The organism is Dactylosporangium fulvum, assembly GCF_025137375.1.
Classification (GTDB): Bacteria; Actinomycetota; Actinomycetes; order Mycobacteriales; family Micromonosporaceae; genus Dactylosporangium; species Dactylosporangium fulvum.
The window spans coordinates 1570942-1588587 of record NZ_CP073720.1 but is presented as its reverse complement, the minus strand read 5'-3'; the positions used below and the strand labels follow the sequence as shown (position 1 = coordinate 1588587).

Sequence of the window (17646 nt, the reverse complement as noted above, 5' to 3'; positions counted from 1 at the left end):
CCAACCGGGACGGTCCCGGACGTGGACTCCCCCACGTCCGGGACCGTGCTCGTGCCCGGTCCTACGATCGGGCGCGGTCCGCGTTGGCGTGGATCGCGTCGCGGATGTACTGCGCCAGGCCGGGGTGGGACGTGTCGTAGTTGGCGGTGAACCGCGGGTCGGCGACGTACATGTCACCGAGGCCGCGGTGGATCTCGTACGAGCAGTCGTAGAACCACCGGCTGATGTGCTGCCGGTGCTCCTCGGCGAGATCCGCGGCCCGCGGGTCGCCGGCCGGGACGCCGGCGGTGAACGCCGCCGCGAGGGCCTCGGTGTTCGCCGCGGCCTCCGCCTTGATGCGTTCCCAGTCCTGTTTCGTGTACTTCGAGGTCCGCTGCGCGGACTGCCGGTACGCCTCGGTCTGGCCCCACCGCTGCTCCGCCTCCTCGGCGTGCTGGTCGGGGTCGAAGTCTCCGAAGAGTTCGCGCTTCTCGTCAGGCGTCAGGTTCGTCGTCATGTCTACGAGCGTGGAGTCTCCAGTGACAGGAGAGTCAAGCAAAGAGGCCCCCGCCGTGGCGGGGGCCTCTTTTGGTCAGGCGTCAGGCCGTCTCGGTGATGGGCCGGTCGACCCAGCTCATCATCGAGCGCAGCTTCTTGCCGGTCTCCTCGATCGGGTGGCTCGCACCCTGCTCGCGGTACTTGGTGAAGTTCGGCCGGCCGGCGTCGTCCTCGGCGATCCACTCGCGGGCGAACTCGCCGGACTGGACCTCGGCCAGGATGCGCTTCATCTCCTCCTTGACCCGGGCGTCGACGACGCGCGGGCCGCGGCTGTAGTCGCCGTACTCGGCGGTGTCGGAGACGCTGTAGCGCATGCGGGCGATGCCACCCTCGTACATCAGGTCCACGATCAGCTTCAGCTCGTGGAGGCACTCGAAGTACGCGACCTCGGGGGCGTAGCCCGCCTCGGTGAGCACCTCGAAACCGGTCTGCACCAGCGCCGAGGCGCCGCCGCAGAGCACCGCCTGCTCGCCGAACAGGTCGGTCTCGGTCTCCTCCTTGAACGTGGTCTTGATCACGCCGGCACGCGTGCCGCCGATGCCCGCCGCGTAGGCGAGGGCCAGGGCGAAGGCGTTGCCGGTGGCGTCCTGCTCGACGGCGACGAGGCAGGGAACGCCCTTGCCGTCGACGAACTGCCGGCGGACCAGGTGGCCCGGACCCTTCGGCGCCACCATCGCCACGTCCACGTCCGCGGGCGGGGTGATGAAGCCGTACCGGATGTTGAGGCCGTGGCCGAAGAACAGCGCCTTGCCGGCGGTCAGGTGGGGCGCGACCGACTCGGCGTAGAGGGTCCGCTGGGCCGTGTCCGGCGCCAGAATCATGATCACATCCGCCTCGGCGGAGGCCTCGGCCGGCGTGAGCACGCGCAGGCCCTGTTCCTCGGCCTTGGCGCGGCTCTTCGAGCCCTCGGGCAGGCCGACACGAACGTCGACACCGGAGTCGCGCAGCGACAGCGCGTGGGCGTGGCCCTGGCTGCCGTAGCCGAGCACCGCGACCTTACGGCCCTGGATCAACGACAGGTCGGCGTCGTCGTCGTAGTACACCTCGGCGGGCATTGCTTGTCCTTTCAATGGTTTCTAAGAGGCGGCGCGAAGCGCCGGGCCGGTCGTGATGGAGCGGGAACCGCGGCCGATGGCCACGACGCCGGACTGGACCATTTCCTTGATACCGAACGGCTCCAGATCACGAAGCAGCGCGTCCAGCTTCTCCGACGTCCCCGTCGCCTCGATCGTAAGTGCGTCCGGCGAGACGTCGACCACGCGGGCCCGGAACAGCTGCACGGTCTCGAGGACCTGCGAGCGGACCGGACGCTCCGCGCGCACCTTCACCAGCAGCAGCTCGCGCTGCACGCTCGCGTTGGCGTCGAGTTCGACGATCTTCAGGACCTGCACCAGCTTGTTGAGCTGCTTGGTGACCTGTTCCAGCGGAGAGTCCTCCGCGTTGACCACGATCGTCATCCGGGAGACCTCGGGGTGCTCGGTCTCGCCGACGGCCAGGGAGTCGATGTTGAAGCCGCGCCGGGCGAACAGCCCGGCGACACGGGCCAGGATGCCGGGCTTGTTCTCGACCAGAACGGAAAGGGTGTGCTTAGTCATCTCAGACGTCGTCCTTGTCGAACGTGGGCGCGACGCCGCGCGCGAACATGATCTCGTCGTTGCTCGTGCCGGCGGCGACCATCGGCCACACCATGGCGTCCTTGCCGACCACGAAGTCGACGACGACCGGCTGGTCGGTCACCCGCATCGCGGCCTCGATCGTGGCGTCGACGTCCTGCTTGTTCTCGCAGCGCAGGCCGACGCAGCCGAGCGCGTCGGCCAGCTTCACGAAGTCGGGGATCCGGTGCTTGTGGGTGCCGAGCTCGGTGTTGGAGTACCGCTCGTCGTAGAACAGGGTCTGCCATTGGCGGACCATGCCGAGGTTGCCGTTGTTGATGACGGCGACCTTGATCGGGATGCCCTCCAGGGCGCAGGTGGCCAGCTCCTGGTTGGTCATCTGGAAGCAGCCGTCGCCGTCGATCGCCCAGACCGTCTTGTCCGGCATGCCGACCTTGGCGCCCATCGCCGCCGGGACCGCGTAGCCCATCGTGCCCAGGCCGCCGGAGTTGAGCCAGGTGGCCGGGTGCTCGTACTTCACGAACTGCGCGGCCCACATCTGGTGCTGGCCGACACCCGCCGTGTAGATCGCGTCGGGCCCGACGATCGCGCCGATGCGCTCGATGACGTACTGCGGGGAGAGCGTCCCGTCGGACGGCTCCTCGTAGCCCAGCGGGTACCGGTCGCGGATGTCGTCGAGCGTCGCCCACCAGTCGGTCAGGTTGGCCTTGCGCCCGGCGTTGTGCTCGGTGGCCACCGCGGAGACCAGCTCCTCGATGACGTGTTTCGCGTCACCGACGATCGGCACGTCGGCGACGCGGTTCTTGCCGATCTCGGCCGGATCGATGTCGGCGTGGATGATCTGCGCGTTCGGCGCGAACGTGGACAGTTCGCCGGTGACGCGGTCGTCGAACCGCGCGCCGAGGGCGATCAGCAGGTCGGCCTTCTGCAGCGCGTAGACCGCCCCGACCGCGCCGTGCATGCCGGGCATGCCCATGTGCTGCGGGTGGGAGTCGGGGAACGCACCGCGCGCCATCAGCGTGGTGACGACCGGGGCGCCGGTGAGCTCGGCCAGTTTCCGCAGCACCTCGGAGGCGCCGGCCTTGATCACGCCGCCGCCGACGTAGAGGACCGGGCGCTTGGCGTTGGTGATCAGGCGTGCCGCCTCGCGGATCTGCTTGCCGTGCGGGTGCAGCGTCGGATGGTACCCGGGCAGCTCCATGGTCGGCGGCCACTTGAACGTCGTCTGCTTCTGCAGCACGTCCTTGGGGATGTCGACGAGGACCGGGCCGGGCCGGCCGGTCGAGGCGAGGTGGAACGCCTCCATCAGGACCCGGGGCAGCTCCTCGCCCGACTTGACCAGGTAGTTGTGCTTCGTGATCGGCAGCGTGATGCCGGCGATGTCCGCTTCCTGGAACGCATCGGTGCCGATCGAGGCCGAGGCGACCTGGCCGGTGATGGCGACGATGCCGACGGAGTCCATGTAGGCGTCCGCGATCGGGGTGACCAGGTTGGTCGCGCCGGGGCCGGAGGTGGCCATGCAGACGCCGACCTTGCCGGTCGCCTGCGCATAGCCGGTCGCCGCGTGGCCGGCGCCCTGCTCGTGGCGGACCAGGATGTGCCGGACGGCCTCCGAGTCGAACAGCGGGTCGTACGCCGGAAGGATCGCACCGCCGGGAATGCCGAAAACGACATCCGCGCCGAGCTGCTCGAGCGAGCGCACCAGGATCTGGGCACCGGTGAGGAGCTCCTCCGCCGGGCGGGCTACCGGCTTCGCGACCTTCTCGGCCGCGACCGTGGCCGGCGTCGCGGTCGACGCGGCGGCGGGCGGTGGCGTCGGATGTGCTCGGTGGGCGAGGACTTCAGGCGTCGGTCTCGTCATCGCAGTTCGCACTTTCGCTCGAAGGTGTCTTGGTCACGGCCCCGGACATGAAAAAACCCCACGTGCGATGCACGGGGGGCTAGCGCGCTGACGGCAGGCGTCGGCGCGCTAGATGATAAGTACTCGGAGCGACCTCGACGACATGTGCCCACTCTGACGCATCTCACGGCCTGAGTCAACCGATCCCAGGATCTGGACCGTGTCATGCTGACAGGTATGCCCGAGCTGCGGTCCAAGACCTCTACTTCTGGTCGCAACATGGCCGGCGCACGCGCCCTCTGGCGCGCCACCGGCATGACCGACTCCGACTTCGGTAAGCCGATCGTCGCCATCGCCAACAGTTTCACGCAGTTCGTGCCGGGCCATGTCCACCTGCGCAACCTCGGGATGATCGTCGCCGACGCGGTCACCGAGGCCGGAGGGGTCGCCAAGGAGTTCAACACCATCGCCGTCGACGACGGCATCGCCATGGGCCACGGCGGGATGCTCTACTCGCTGCCCAGCCGCGAGCTCATCGCCGACGCCGTCGAGTACATGGTGCAGGCGCACTGCGCCGACGCCCTCGTGTGCATCTCCAACTGCGACAAGATCACGCCCGGCATGCTGCTCGCCGCCCTGCGCCTCAACATCCCGACCGTCTTCGTCTCCGGCGGCCCCATGGAGGCCGGCAAGACCGTCGCGATCGAGGGCGTGGTCCACGAAAAGCTCGACCTCATCGACGCCATGATCGCTTCCGCCAACGAGGCCGTCACCGAGGAGCAGCTCGGCCAGATCGAGCGCTCCGCCTGCCCGACGTGCGGCTCGTGCTCCGGCATGTTCACCGCCAACTCGATGAACTGCCTGACCGAGGCGATCGGGCTCGCGCTGCCCGGCAACGGCTCGACCCTCGCCACGCACGCCGCCCGCAAGGCGCTGTTCGAGCAGGCCGGCACCCTGATCGTCGACCTCTGCAAGCGGTACTACGGCGAGGACGACGCCTCGGTCCTGCCCCGCGCGATCGCCTCCCGCCCGGCGTTCGAGAACGCGGTCGCCCTCGACGTCGCGATGGGCGGCTCGACCAACACCGTCCTGCACCTGCTCGCCGCCGCCCGCGAGGCCGAGGTCGACTTCAGCGTCGCCGACATCGACGCGATCTCGCGCCGCGTGCCGTGCCTTTCCAAGGTGGCGCCGAACAGCCCGAAGTACCACATGGAAGACGTCCACCGGGCGGGCGGCATCCCGGCCATCCTCGGCGAACTGGACCGGGCCGGCCTGCTCAACCGCGACGTCTCCAGCGTCCACACCCCGACGCTCGACGCCTGGCTGGCGGAGTGGGACATCCGCAGCGGCAAGGCCTCCGAGGCCGCGATCGAGCTCTTCCACGCCGCGCCCGGCGGGGTCCGCACCACCGAGCCGTTCTCGACCAGCAACCGGTGGAACACCCTGGACACGGACGCCGCCAACGGCTGCATCCGCTCCGGGGAGCACGCGTACTCCGCCGACGGCGGCCTCGCGATCCTGTTCGGCAACATCGCGCCGGACGGCTGCGTGGTCAAGACCGCCGGCGTGCCGGAGGAGAACCTCACCTTCCGCGGCCCGGCGCGCGTCTTCGAGTCGCAGGACGCGGCCGTCGAGGGCATCCTCGGCAAGGTCGTGACCGAGGGCGACGTCGTGGTCATCCGCTACGAGGGGCCCAAGGGCGGCCCGGGCATGCAGGAGATGCTGTACCCGACGTCGTTCCTCAAGGGGCGCGGCCTGGGACGGGCCTGCGCGCTGATCACCGACGGACGCTTCAGCGGCGGTACCTCCGGCCTGTCGATCGGCCACATCTCCCCCGAGGCGGCAGGCGGCGGCCTGATCGCCCTCGTGGAGGAGGGCGACATCATCGAGATCGACATCCCCAACCGGTCGATCGAGCTGCGCGTGTCCGAGGACGAGTTGCAGGCCCGGCGGGTGGCGCAGGACAAGCGCGAACACCCCTACACCCCGGCCGACCGCGACCGCCCGGTCTCGGCGGCACTGCGGGCCTACGCCTCGATGGCGACGTCCGCGAGCGACGGAGCGTACCGCAAGGTGCCGTAGCCGGGTTGCCTCGCGCGGGTCCGGGTCCCACAGTGTCCCGGACCCGCGTGCGTTTCCTTCCGGGTCGCGGTTCGCGCTTCCCTGCCCACAGTCACTACCATCGGCGCTATACCTGCGACTGGCGCACATCAAGGTGGAACCGACCACCGGGGAGCTCCCATTGCATCGCTGGCACCGCGCGCCTGGGTGCCCGATCGGCTGAACGCCAGGAGGTAGCTCATGCACGTCCCCGCACTGAACGTCCTCACCCAGGCCGACCCGGAGCTGGCCGGCCTCATCCAGGGTGAGGCCGAGCGGCAGCACGACACCCTGCGGATGATCGCCTCGGAGAACTACGTCTCCCAGGCCGTCCTCGAGGCGACCGGCACCGTTCTCACGAACAAGTACTCCGAGGGCTACCCCGGCAAGCGCTACTACGAGGGCCAGAAGTTCATCGACCCGATCGAGGAGCTGGCGATCGCCCGCGCCAAGTCGGTCTTCGGCGTCGACCACGCCAACGTGCAGCCCTACTCCGGCTCGCCGGCCAACCTGGCCGTTTACATGGCCCTCGCCAAGCCGGGCGACACGATCATGGGCATGGCGCTGCCGATGGGCGGCCACCTGACCCACGGCTGGTCCGTCTCCGCCACCGGCGCCTGGTTCCGCGCCGTGCAGTACACGGTCCGCCGCGAGGACGGCCGCATCGACTTCGACGAGGTGCGCGACATCGCGCTCCGCGAACGACCGAAGATCATTTTCTCGGGCGGCACAGCCATTCCGCGCACCATCGACTTCCCGCGCTTCGCCGAGATCGCGCGCGAGGTCGACGCCGTGCTCGTGGCCGACATCGCCCACATCGCCGGCCTGATCGCCGGTGGCGCCCACCCGTCGCCGGTCGGCCACGCCGAGGTCATCTCCACCACGACCCACAAGACCCTGCGCGGCCCGCGCGGCGCGATGCTGATGTCGGACGAGAAGCACGCGAAAGCGCTGGACAAGGCGGTCTTCCCCGGCCTGCAGGGCGGCCCGCACAACCACACCACGGCGGGCATCGCGGTCGCCCTGGGCGAGGCGTCGAAGCCGGAGTTCCGGACGTACGCCCACCAGGTGGTGGCCAACGCCCGCGCGCTGGCCGACGCCCTGATCGAGCGCGGCTTCGACCTGGTCTCGGGCGGCACCGACAACCACCTGATCCTGCTCGACCTGACCAGCAAGAGCATCGGCGGCAAGCCGGTGGCGCGTGCGCTCGACCGGGCGGGCATCGAGACCAACTACAACACGGTGCCGTACGACACCCGCAAGCCGTTCGACCCCTCGGGCGTCCGCCTGGGCACCCCGGCCCTGACGACCCGCGGCCTGACCGAGTCCCAGATGCCCCAGGTCGCAGACTGGATCTCCCGCGCGGTCGACGCGGCCATCAAGGACGACGAGGCGGTGCTGGACACCATCGCCGCCGAGGTCCGCGAACTGCTGGCCGGCTACCCGATGCCCGGCTGGCACTAGCCCTTGCCGCAAGCGGCGCGGATTGCCCGCGGGGCGGTCCGCGCCGCTCTGCTTTCGCCGCCTCGCCCTTGCTCCGGCGGCCGCTGTTGCAGCTCAACCCCCTCCCCCGTCGGGTCTTTCATGATCGCGAAGACTTTGTGTCGCCAGGGGTACAACAAGTCTCCGGGATCATGAAAACGCCATTCATGCACTAGTGTCGATGCACCGTGATGTCCGAAATGTCCGCAACACCGGCCGGACGCCTGCCAGGTCAGGCACGAAGCCAGTCAGCAAGGTGACCACGGCAGGCACATGACCACGGCGAAGCCGGACCAGCCGGACGACCGAAAACCCGCCGGACGCGCACCTCCCAAGCGCGCACCTCCCAACGCGCACCTGGCCGAGGTTGCAACTTGCCGGGCACGCCGCTCGACCCAACCGAGCACCACAACGCGACCGAGCTCCGCCACCCAGCTCGGGCACCGCCCACCCGATCGAGCACCCACACCCGACCGAGCACTACCGCCCCAGCCGAACTCCGCCACCCAACCCGGGCACCGGCCACCCAACCGAGCAGCCCACCCGACCAAACACAGCCGCCTCAGTCCGGGCGCCGCCCACCCGACCGGGCACCCCACAATTCCGGCTCGGCGCTGAATCCGCGGCCATGCGTTCGGGTCCGAGCTGCCGGAGCTACTTCCGGCGCAGGAAGCGGCGGCCGCGGCCTTCCTTGTTGCGGGGTTCCTCGTCGAGGTTGAGTTCCAGCGGCTTGACGTCGTCGTCGTCGAAGCCGCTGAAGTCGCGCTTTCGCTGGCCGGACAACGATCCGCGGTCGCCGGAGTCGCTTGGGCGGTCCGGGTCGGGGCTCGACCGGCGGCCGGGAGCGAACTCGCCGCTCGGGTCGCTCTCGTAGCTTGACGTCGATTCGGTGGCCCACGCCGGGCGGCCGGTCCCGGCCTCCCGGCCTGCCGTCGGGCGGTCCCGCCGGGCCGTCCCCTCATCGCCGCCGTCGGCCGACCCGAGACGTTCCCACCGGCTCGTCGAGGTGCCGGCCTGCTCGGCCGAACCGGGACGGTCCCACCGGTCCGCAGGCTCATCGGAGCGTGTCGCCGAGCCTGGTCGATCCCGTCGACCGGCGGCGTCGTCAGAGGGCGCAGCCGAACCGGCCCCGCTCCAACGGCCCACCGACTCGCCCGCCCCCTGGCCCGACGGCCGGCTGGACGTCTCGTCAGGTCCAGCCGCCGAACCGAAGCGGTCCCAGCGGGTCGTGGCCTCCGTGGCCCAGCCGGCGGTGGCCGGCTCGGCGAGCTTGGCCGGCTCGGCGGGCTCGGCCCGCTCCTGCTTGTCGGGCTTGTCGGACGACTTGGTCCGACCCCAGCGCGAACGCTTGCCGCCGCTCTCGGCCGGCTTCGGAGCGCGAACGGGCTTGGCCGCCTCCGCCTCCCACCAGGCCGGACCCTCGTCGGCCGGCGGAGGCGGCGGCACCGGCTGCTCGCGCACCGGCGGGCGGCTGGGCGACGCATCCGGGGTGGCCTGCGTGGGGCCGCCGGAGGACGGCCGCGGCTCGACCGGCTGGGTCTGCTCGCGACGGCGCGCGGACCGGGACGCCGGGTCGGACTCCCAGGAACGACGCAGATCGAGCGGCTCGGCGGCCAGATCGGGCGCAACCTCGTCGAACAGGCTGCCGCTCCACGAAGGCCGCCCCGCCGTCGGCGGGGCGGTTGATGACGGCGGGGCGGTCGGCGGCGGAACAACAGGCCGCGCGGCCGGTGACGGCACCGACGGACGAGCGGCCGGTGACGGCACCACCGGACGGACGGCGGCCGGCGGCGGCACCGGCCGCGCGGCCGGAGCCTCGCCGGCCGCAGGCTCGGCCGGGACCGAAGACTCGTCGTCGCCCCGCGACCGCCGGCGCTCCGACCACGACAACAACTCACCAGCCGCAGCGCTCCCGGCCGATGGCTCATCACCGGCCCCGGACCGCCGGCGCTCCGACGCGGCCTCGGCGGACGCCGGCAGCCCACTCGACGCCGCGGTCGCAGCGTCCCCGGCCGAAGACTCGTCGCCGATCCGGGCCCGCCAGTCTTCCAACCACGACGGTGTGCCGCTCGTGGCGGTGTCGGCCGAGGAGGTGGGCGGCGAGGCCGGGGTGCTGTAGCCGAACGTCCCCGTCGACAGCGGCGTCGCCGGCGAGGCCTCATCCGAGCGGGCACGGCGCCGGCCGGCCCGGGGCGTGGACTCGGACGGGTCGACGCGCGGCTCCCAGCTGGACGACGATCTGGTCTCGGGGCTCGCCGCGGGCCAGGTCTCGGTCTCGTACATCACCGGGAAGCCGTCGTCGGCGTTCGACCAGCGGGCCGGCTCGGCGGGCACGGCGGGCACGGCGAACTCGCCGGTGTTCAGCCGGTCGGCCGGCGGCGACGATGAGGACCACGAGGACACCGGCGAGGACGGGTTGTCCTCGAGTGCCTCGTGGCGGGCTCGCCGACCGGCCCGGGACGTCTCGGTGGGCGGGGAGTCGTCGGCAGCCCAGGCCGCCAGCCGGCTCGCCGAATCGCTGTCCCAGGTGCCGACCAGGTCCCGGGTCGACCGGGACTCCCACGACTCGCCGGAGCCGGACGCGACGGAGTCCTGATCGGCGGGCTCCTGCGCGGAAGCTCCGTCGGTCGGGGCGGGGCCGGACTCGTCGCGGGTGCGGGAGTCGGCACCCCGCGCGAACCGGCCCAACCGGGCGCGCACCGGGCTCTTGCGCTCGTCGGCGACATCTTCGGTCTCGCCGGCGGCTGCGGCGAACGCCGCGTCGGTGGGCAGCGCGGCGCGGCTCTCGGGCTGGGTCACGGCATCGCGGGCGAACGTGCGGGCCAGCGGCGACGGCTCGGGCAGCTGGCTGCCGGAGGCGATCTTCAGCAGGCGCTCCATGACCGCGATGTCCACCCGGTACGGATCGGCGGCCAGCCAGCGCCCCGCCGCTTCCGCCATCTCATGCGCGTGGACCAGTTGGAGGTGCTCGCCGGGCGCGACGGAGATGGCGAGGTCCGTGGTCGCGTCGCCACGGGGCGGCGCGACCACGAGATAGCCCCGGACCGCGGCGCCGACCTTGCCCAGTTGCTCGCGCCAGGTGTGCACCTCGGCGGCGAGGCCGTCGACGTCCTCCGAGCCGGGGACGAACAGCCGGCCGCCGCGCAGGACCTGGCCGGCGGCGTCCATCGTGAATTCGCCGTGCGGCCAGACCGTCGGCAGGAACAGCGCCACCCGGCGGCCGGCGACCACCAGGTGGGTGCAGCCGCCCTCGCCGAGCGCGAAGAACCGGGCAGACGGCAGCGCCTCCAGCTCTTTGAGCCGCGGCAGGTGGTCGTCGGGCTCGCCCCACCAGCGGCGGCCGCTCACGGCCTCGTCGATCGAGGCGCGGGAAAGGCGCCGGGCGTCGAGCATGAGCGCCGACAGGAAACCGCCGACGAGCGGCACGTCGAAGGCCAGGTTGACGCCGATGAACTTGAGCAGCCCGACCAGGTCGAACCAGCCCTCGGGCAGCCAGGTGCGGGTCGCGGCGCCCCAGGCGACGGCACCGGCCACCGCCGTCAGGATGGCGAAGATCGGAAAGCCGCGCAGCGTGAGGGTGAGGACGCCGGCGAGCGACAGGACGGCGGCGCCGCCCCACAGGATGCTGAACTCCTTGACGCCCCAGCCGGCGACGACGAGCGCGACGAGCGTGGCGGCGACGATCAGCGCACCGGCGAGCACCCCGGTCGGGCGCACACCGACGCGGCGGCTGCTCTTGACCCCGGCGGCCCAGGAGTTTGCGGTCGTCAAGTCCTAGCCTCCCGCCATCGGCGACAGCACCCGGGGCCGACAGGCGCCGATCTCGTCCAACACGGCACCGAGCGTAACCCTGCCGGACGTGTCGAGCGAGAGGATCCCCACGGCCGCCAGTATGTCCCCACCCACCGACAGAAACCGTGCCCGGGGAGATGGGAGGATGGCAGGGTGAGCAACCAGGTCAAGGTCAAGTTCCGGCGCAGCGCCGCGATCGCCGTCGCGGCCGCCATCACCGTGATCGGCGCCGTGCCGCTGCTCGCCGAGAGCCTCTGGTTCCTGCCCGTGCTGTTGATCCCGCTGGCCGTGACCGTGTGGGCGTGGCGGGCCGGCACCGACGTCGACGAGGGCGGGTTCACCGTGCGGGCCCTGCTGGGCAGCCGCCGGTTCCCGTGGGCCGCCGTCGACGGGCTTGTCGCCCAGGGCGGCTCTGTGCAGGCCCGGCTGGCCAACGGCCACCTGGTCACCCTCAACGCCGTCCGCGCCGACGACCTCCCACGGTTGATCAAGGCGAGCGGCAAGGAGTTGGAGAAGACTCAGTAGCCGTCGCTGACGACGTTGTCGAGCGGCTCTCCCGCCGCGAACCGGCGCAACTGCTTCCCCGCCAGCCCGTATGCCCGCTGCAACAGCCCGGGCACCGACCCCGCCACGTGCGGGGTGATCAAGACGTTCGACAGTCGCCACAACGGGTGATCGGACGGCAACGGTTCGGGGTCGGTGACGTCCGCGGCGAAGCCGATGCGCCCGCCGGACACCTCCGCCGTGACCGCCTCGGTGTCGACGACCGGCCCGCGGGCGGCGTTGACCAGCAGCGCACCGTCGGGCAGCCGCTCCAGGAACGCCTTGTCGACCAGCCCGGTCGTCTCCGCCGTCAGCGGCACGAGCAGCACCACGATGTCCGCCGACGGCAGCAGCCCGGGCAGCTCCGCCACGCCGTGCACGCCGGGCCGCGGCCGCCGCGCGACCCGCGTCACCGACACCTCGAACGGCAGCAGCCGGGCCTCCAGCGCCCGCCCGATCGAGCCCGAGCCGACGATCAGGACACGTTTCCCGGCGAGTTCGCCCGTTTGGCGGTACGCCCAGTGCCCCCGCTCCTGGGCCCGCGCGAACACCGGGAAGTCCCGCAGGAAGGCGAGGATCGCGGCGACGACCCACTCCGCGGTCGACGAGTCGTGCACGCCCCGCGCGTCGCACAATGTGACCCGGGACGGCAGCCGACCGGCCCAGGCGTCCGCGCCGGCGCTCATCAGCTGGACGACCCGCAGTGCCGGCATCCGCTCGGCCAGGGCCACGACGTCGGGCTTGGCCAGGAACGGCGGCACCCAGAACACGACGCCCGCCGGGTCGGACGGCAGCTTGTCCGGGCTCGGCATGATCTCGACACGGCAGCCTTCGGGCACCGGGCCGAGAAGGTCGGGTCCGTGCTCGTGTGAGATCCAGATCTTCGTCGTGTTCGTCATGAATTCGATGATGCGCGTTGCCGGCTCCGGAACGCACCGGGCGCCATGTGGCTCCTCTGGTCGTGACTGAAAGGTGGAATGATGTCCGGCGACGCTAGTCTTGGCCGGGTGAGCGCCCGGACGTACCGACACATCGGCCTGAGCCTGATCGCCGCGGTGGTGACGGTTCTGGCCCTGGGAGCCTGCTCGTTCGGGCCTCCGCCCCCTGATGAGCTGGGTTCACCGCCGAAGCTCTCGCCGTACCCCACCGCCTCGGGATCCGGCGGTGACGAGGGCGGCGGCCAGACCGAGGTGGCCACGACGGTCCTGGCCAAGGGTCTTGCGGTGCCGTGGGGCATCACGTTCCTGCCGGACGGTTCCGCTCTGGTCACCGAGCGTGACAGCAAGCGGCTGCTCAAGGTCGGCAAGGAGTCGACGTCCGACGGGCTCCAGGTGGCCGAGCTCCAGAAGATCAACGACGCGGTGCCGGGTGGCGAGGGCGGCCTCATGGGCATCGCCGTGTCGCCCGACTACGAGACCGACAAGACCGTGTTCGTCTACTACACGGCGAAGGACGACAACCGGGTCGGCAAGTTCGTGCTCGGCCAGCAGCCGACGCCGATCCTCACCGGCATCCCGAAGTCGACCATCCACAACGGCGGCCAGATCCACTTCGGCCCCGACGGCTTCCTCTACGTCTCGACCGGCGACGGCGCCAAGCCGGAGACCGCGCAGGACCTCAACAGCCTCGGCGGCAAGATCCTGCGCATCCAGCCGGACGGGAAGCCGGCGCCCGGTAACCCGTTCGGAACCGCGGTGTACAGCTACGGACATCGCAACGTGCAAGGGTTCACCTGGGACGACAGCAAGCGGCTGTATGCGGTGGAGTTCGGCGCCGGCAACTGGGACGAGATCAACGTGATCGAAGCTGGGAAGAACTACGGCTGGCCCGCGGTCGAGGGCAAGGGCAGCGACCCGAAGTACGTCAACCCGATCCAGGTGTGGAAGACGGACGAGGCGTCCTGCTCGGGCCTCACGTACGTCGACGGGTACCTCGTCGCGTCCTGCCTCAAGGGCGCCAGGCTGTACGTCATGCAGGTGACCCAGGCCGGTGGCATCTTCGGGGCGCCGACCGCCCTGCTCAAGGACGCCCACGGCCGGCTACGCGCCGCCCAGCTCGCCCCGGACGGCAGCGTGTGGGTCTCGACGTCCAACAAGGACGGCCGCGGCACGCCGAAGGCCGACGACGACAAGCTTCTCCGAATCGTGATCAGCAACGTCGGTGAGGCCGGCAAGAGTTGACGTCTCCGTTCCATCGACGAGCCGCCCTGGCCGCCCGCCGTGTCCAGCGCCGGGCGATCCTCATGGCGGCCGGGCGGAGGCGCCATCCGTCACGCCCGGCCGCGCCACGATTCGCCCGGCTACGGCGCGTCCTGCGCGGCGCGCTCATCGGCGTCGTGGCCATGATCGGCATGCTGATCGGCATAACGCTGGGCGGCTCCACCACCCAGGACATCGGGCCGTTCCGGGCGCAGCTGTCGCTGTTACCGGCCTGGCACGGCGAGACGTCGGTCGAGATCCCGCCACTGGGCTCGCTCGAGCTCGACAGCCACGACGGCCCGGTCCACCTGCGCATCCGGCTGGAATCGCTGGACGAGGCGCGCGCCCGGGCGGTGGTCGCCGACGGCGGCGGCAACCTGGAGCAGATCAGCCACGACGCCGTCGACCAGCTCGACCTCGGCGTGCGCCGGCTGGCGCTGCAGACCGCCGGCTCGGGCATCCTCGGCGCGATGATCCTGGTCGGCCTGGCGTTCCGGGCGCGGCGGGAGACGGCGATCGCAGGCTTCCTGGTGATCGCCGCGCTCGCCTCGACCGGCGCCGCGACCGCGTTCACCTTCAAGCCCGCCGCGATCCAGGAGCCGACCTACCGCGGCCTGCTCGTCAACGCGCCCGCCATCATCGGTGACGCGCGCAAGATCTCCGACCGCTACGAGGAGTACCGCGCGCAGCTGCAGAAGCTCGTGCTCAACGTCAGCAAGCTGTACGGCACGATCTCCGCCCTGCCCGTCTACGAGCCGAACACCAGCGCGACGAAGGTCCTGCACATCTCGGACATGCACCTCAACCCGGCGGCCTGGGGCGTGGTCCGCTCGGTGGCCGACCAGTTCGCCGTCGACGTCATCGTCGACACGGGCGACATCAACGACTGGGGCAGCGAGCCGGAGGCGTCATACGTCAACGAGATCAGCCGGCTGCGCATCCCGTACCTCTACATCCGCGGCAACCACGACTCGACCGTGACCGCGGCGGCGGTCGCCCGCCAGCCGAATGCGATCGTCCTCGACAACTCGATCACCACGGTCAAGGGCCTGACCTTCGCCGGCATCGGCGACCCCCGGTTCACACCCGACAAGTCGACCGACACGACCGACAACCAGCAGCACGAGCAGGTGATCACCTCGGGCGAGCTGCTGGCCGAGAAGATCCGCTCCGGCGACAAGCCGGTCGACGTGGCGCTGGTCCACGACCCGGTGGCCGCCCAGCCGCTGGCCGGCGTGTGCCCGCTGGTCCTGGCCGGCCACAAGCACCAGCGGTCGATCACCCGCCTGGACGCGCCGGCCCCGGTGGCCGTCGCGGCCCCGTCGCCGTCGGTGTCGGCATCCGCGTCCGCGTCCGCGTCGGCGAGCCCGCAACCGCCGAAGCAGCCGACGGAACGCACCCTGCTGATGGTGGAGGGCTCAACCGGCGGCGCCGGCCTGCGCGGCCTCGAGAGCGAAAAGCCCCTCCCGCTGGCGCTCTCCATCCTGTACTTCGACGAGGACCGCCGCCTGTCCGCCTACGACGACATCCAGGTCGGCGGCACCGGCCTGACCGAGGTGGCCCTCCAGCGCCACATCGTCCCCGAGGACATGAAGGCTCAGGCCACCCCGTCGCCGACCGCTCCCCCGGCAACGTCCCCGGCAGCGTCCCCGTCGTCGTAGCGCCCGCCCCTCCCTCCCATCGCGTTGATCATGCAGGTGTGGTGCCTGACAAACCCGAACATCGTGGGAGTGTCGAGGCACCACAAGTGCATGATCAACGCGGGAAGGGGTCAGGACAGGCGGGCGATGATCAGCTCGCGCACCGTCTTGGCGTCCGCCTTGCCGCCGGTCGCCTTCATCACGGCACCCACCAGGGCACCGGCGGCGGCCACCTTGCCGTCGCGGACCTTCGCCGCGATGTCCGGGTTGGCCGCGATCGCCTCGTCGACCGCCTTCGTCAGGGCACCTTCGTCCGACACGACCTCCAGGCCGCGGGACGACACCACCTCGGCCGGGGTGCCCTCGCCGGCGATGACGCCCTCGAGAACGACCCGAGCCAGCTTGTCATTGATCTTGCCGGAGTCGACGAGTGCCTGGAGTTCGGCGACCGCGGCCGGGGTCACGCCCAGCGCGTCGAGCTCGACCTCGGTCTCGTTGGCGCGGCGGGCCAGCTCGCCCAGCCACCACTTGCGGGCGGCCGTGGCCGTGGCGCCGGCCGCGACCGTCGCCGAGATCAGTTCCACCGCGCCCGCGTTGACGACCGACTGCATGTCGAGATCCGAGAAGCCCCAGTCCGACTGCATCCGGGCCCGGCGGATCCGCGGCAGCTCGGGCAGCGCGGACCGCAGCTCCTCGACCCACTCCGCCGACGGGGCCAGCGGCACCAGGTCGGGCTCCGGGAAGTACCGGTAGTCGGTCGCCGTCTCCTTGCTGCGGCCCGAGGTCGTGTCGCCGGTGTCCTCGTGGAAGTGACGGGTCTCCTGGACGATCGAGCCGCCTGCCTCCAGTACCGATCCCTGGCGGATGATCTCCGAACGGACCGCCCGCTCGACGCTGCGCAGCGAGTTGACGTTCTTGGTCTCGGTCCGGGTGCCCCATGGCGAGCCCGTGCGGTTCAGCGAGGTGTTCACGTCGCAGCGCAGCGAGCCCTGCTCCATGCGGACGTCGGAGACGCCGAGGGTGCGGATCACGTCGCGCAGCTCGGTGACGTACGCGCGGGCGACATGCGGCGCACCGGCGCCGGTGCCGGGGACCGGCTTGGTGACGATCTCGACGAGCGGGATGCCGGCCCGGTTGTAGTCGACGAGCGACTCGGTCGCGCCGTGGATGCGTCCGGTCGCGCCGCCGACGTGCAGGGTCTTGCCGGTGTCCTCCTCCAGGTGCACCCGCTCGATCCCGATACGCACGAGCTCGCCCTCCACCTCGACGTCGAGGTAACCGTCGACGCACAGCGGCTCGTCGTACTGGCTGATCTGGAAGTTCTTCGGCATGTCCGGGTAGAAGTAGTTCTTCCGCGCGAACCGGCCCCACGGCGCGATCGAGCAGTTGAGCGCCAGGCCGATGCGGATCGTCGCCTCGATCGCGGCCCGGTTGGCGACGGGCAGCGCGCCGGGCAGGCCGAGGCAGACCGGGCAGACCTGCGTGTTGGGCTCGGCGCCGAACGTGGTCGGGCAGCCGCAGAACATCTTGGTGTTGGTGCCCAGTTCGACGTGGGTCTCCAGGCCGATGACCGGCTCGAACCGGGCCACCGCCTCGTCGTACGACAACTGCGTCACGGTGCTCATTGTGTCTGCCTGCTTTCAGCCTTGGTGTATCCACGCACGGCATTGGGTATCAGTTGGCCACCACCCGAGAGGAGCGATGTCATGCCGGTGCAGTTTCGGAAGAGCAAGAAGTTCGGCCCCTTCATTTTCCACTTCACGCAGGACGGGTTCTCCTCGTGGAGTTTCAAGCTGGGCCCCTGGTCGTGGAACTCGCGCACCAAGAAGAACCGCGTCGACCTGCCCGGTCCCTTCTCCTGGCGCCAGGGCAGCCGGGGCTGACGGCAGCCCCGGGGGCTT

Annotated in this window: 13 protein-coding genes and 1 riboswitch; of the genes, 6 read left to right on the top strand and 7 right to left on the bottom strand. The window is 71.0% G+C overall.

Annotated elements, in window-relative coordinates:
* Positions 1 to 61: 61 nt before the first annotated feature.
* From Dfulv_RS07330 to Dfulv_RS07315, 4 genes are all read right to left on the bottom strand, one after another.
* Positions 62 to 496, bottom strand: a complete 435-nt coding sequence (locus Dfulv_RS07330) for a TipAS antibiotic-recognition domain-containing protein (protein WP_259861881.1) — start codon at positions 494 to 496, stop codon at positions 62 to 64.
* An 82-nt stretch (positions 497 to 578) separates the two neighbouring features.
* Positions 579 to 1592, bottom strand: a complete 1014-nt coding sequence (gene ilvC / locus Dfulv_RS07325; protein ID WP_259861880.1) for a ketol-acid reductoisomerase — start codon at positions 1590 to 1592, stop codon at positions 579 to 581.
* 21 nt (positions 1593 to 1613) lie between these two features.
* Positions 1614 to 2132 (bottom strand): acetolactate synthase small subunit, encoded by a 519-nt coding sequence (gene ilvN, locus Dfulv_RS07320; RefSeq protein ID WP_259861879.1) that lies wholly within the window; start codon positions 2130 to 2132, stop codon positions 1614 to 1616.
* A gap of 1 nt (position 2133) precedes the next feature.
* Positions 2134 to 4011, bottom strand: a complete 1878-nt coding sequence (locus tag Dfulv_RS07315; RefSeq protein ID WP_259861878.1) for an acetolactate synthase large subunit — start codon at positions 4009 to 4011, stop codon at positions 2134 to 2136.
* 216 nt (positions 4012 to 4227) lie between these two features.
* On the opposite strand from Dfulv_RS07315, the gene ilvD reads away from it, so the two are divergent.
* Positions 4228 to 6072 carry a dihydroxy-acid dehydratase gene (gene ilvD, locus Dfulv_RS07310; RefSeq protein ID WP_259861876.1) on the top strand — a complete coding sequence of 615 codons (1845 nt, stop codon included), beginning with the start codon at positions 4228 to 4230 and terminating at the stop codon, positions 6070 to 6072.
* A 104-nt stretch (positions 6073 to 6176) separates the two neighbouring features.
* Positions 6177 to 6267, top strand: a riboswitch (ZMP/ZTP riboswitch).
* A 24-nt stretch (positions 6268 to 6291) separates the two neighbouring features.
* Positions 6292 to 7554 (top strand): serine hydroxymethyltransferase, encoded by a 1263-nt coding sequence (locus tag Dfulv_RS07305; RefSeq protein WP_319805772.1) that lies wholly within the window; start codon positions 6292 to 6294, stop codon positions 7552 to 7554.
* A gap of 672 nt (positions 7555 to 8226) precedes the next feature.
* Here Dfulv_RS07305 and Dfulv_RS07300 read toward each other — a convergent pair.
* The gene (locus Dfulv_RS07300) at positions 8227 to 11343 is read right to left on the bottom strand and encodes a hypothetical protein (protein WP_259861875.1); all 3117 of its coding nucleotides are present in this window, start codon (positions 11341 to 11343) and stop codon (positions 8227 to 8229) included.
* 174 nt (positions 11344 to 11517) lie between these two features.
* On the opposite strand from Dfulv_RS07300, the gene Dfulv_RS07295 reads away from it, so the two are divergent.
* Complete coding sequence (locus tag Dfulv_RS07295) at positions 11518 to 11889, top strand: PH domain-containing protein (protein WP_259861874.1); 372 nt, start codon at positions 11518 to 11520, stop codon at positions 11887 to 11889.
* Here the strand turns inward: Dfulv_RS07295 and Dfulv_RS07290 are convergent.
* The gene (locus tag Dfulv_RS07290) at positions 11883 to 12806 is read right to left on the bottom strand and encodes a 2-hydroxyacid dehydrogenase (protein ID WP_259861873.1); all 924 of its coding nucleotides are present in this window, start codon (positions 12804 to 12806) and stop codon (positions 11883 to 11885) included. The genes Dfulv_RS07295 and Dfulv_RS07290 overlap by 7 nt on opposite strands.
* Before the next feature lie 81 nt (positions 12807 to 12887).
* Here Dfulv_RS07290 and Dfulv_RS07285 point away from each other — a divergent pair, with 81 nt between their 5' ends.
* Positions 12888 to 14087, top strand: a complete 1200-nt coding sequence (locus Dfulv_RS07285) for a PQQ-dependent sugar dehydrogenase (RefSeq protein ID WP_406567943.1) — start codon at positions 12888 to 12890, stop codon at positions 14085 to 14087.
* Complete coding sequence (locus Dfulv_RS07280; RefSeq protein WP_259861870.1) at positions 14084 to 15766, top strand: metallophosphoesterase family protein; 1683 nt, start codon at positions 14084 to 14086, stop codon at positions 15764 to 15766. The genes Dfulv_RS07285 and Dfulv_RS07280 overlap by 4 nt, the downstream gene beginning before the upstream one ends.
* 110 nt (positions 15767 to 15876) lie before the next feature.
* Here Dfulv_RS07280 and gatB read toward each other — a convergent pair whose 3' ends face one another.
* Positions 15877 to 17370 (bottom strand): Asp-tRNA(Asn)/Glu-tRNA(Gln) amidotransferase subunit GatB, encoded by a 1494-nt coding sequence (gatB, locus tag Dfulv_RS07275; protein ID WP_259861869.1) that lies wholly within the window; start codon positions 17368 to 17370, stop codon positions 15877 to 15879.
* An 81-nt stretch (positions 17371 to 17451) separates the two neighbouring features.
* On the opposite strand from gatB, the gene Dfulv_RS07270 reads away from it, so the two are divergent.
* The gene (locus Dfulv_RS07270) at positions 17452 to 17628 is read left to right on the top strand and encodes a DUF4236 domain-containing protein (protein ID WP_259861868.1); all 177 of its coding nucleotides are present in this window, start codon (positions 17452 to 17454) and stop codon (positions 17626 to 17628) included.
* The last annotated feature ends 18 nt before the right edge of the window (positions 17629 to 17646 follow it).

Bases quoted from the DNA above. Each gene is read 5' to 3' on its own strand.
- Dfulv_RS07285 (WP_406567943.1), top strand. From the start codon at position 12,888: ATGTCCGGCGACGCTAGTCTTGGCCGGGTGAGCGCCCGGACGTACCGA.
- Dfulv_RS07305 (WP_319805772.1), top strand. From the start codon at position 6,292: ATGCACGTCCCCGCACTGAACGTCCTCACCCAGGCCGACCCGGAGCTG.
- Dfulv_RS07330 (WP_259861881.1), bottom strand. From the start codon at position 496: ATGACGACGAACCTGACGCCTGACGAGAAGCGCGAACTCTTCGGAGAC.
- Dfulv_RS07270 (WP_259861868.1), top strand. From the start codon at position 17,452: ATGCCGGTGCAGTTTCGGAAGAGCAAGAAGTTCGGCCCCTTCATTTTC.
- ilvD (WP_259861876.1), top strand. From the start codon at position 4,228: ATGCCCGAGCTGCGGTCCAAGACCTCTACTTCTGGTCGCAACATGGCC.
- Dfulv_RS07290 (WP_259861873.1), bottom strand. From the start codon at position 12,806: ATGACGAACACGACGAAGATCTGGATCTCACACGAGCACGGACCCGAC.
- ilvC (WP_259861880.1), bottom strand. From the start codon at position 1,592: ATGCCCGCCGAGGTGTACTACGACGACGACGCCGACCTGTCGTTGATC.
- gatB (WP_259861869.1), bottom strand. From the start codon at position 17,370: ATGAGCACCGTGACGCAGTTGTCGTACGACGAGGCGGTGGCCCGGTTC.
- Dfulv_RS07315 (WP_259861878.1), bottom strand. From the start codon at position 4,011: ATGACGAGACCGACGCCTGAAGTCCTCGCCCACCGAGCACATCCGACG.
- ilvN (WP_259861879.1), bottom strand. From the start codon at position 2,132: ATGACTAAGCACACCCTTTCCGTTCTGGTCGAGAACAAGCCCGGCATC.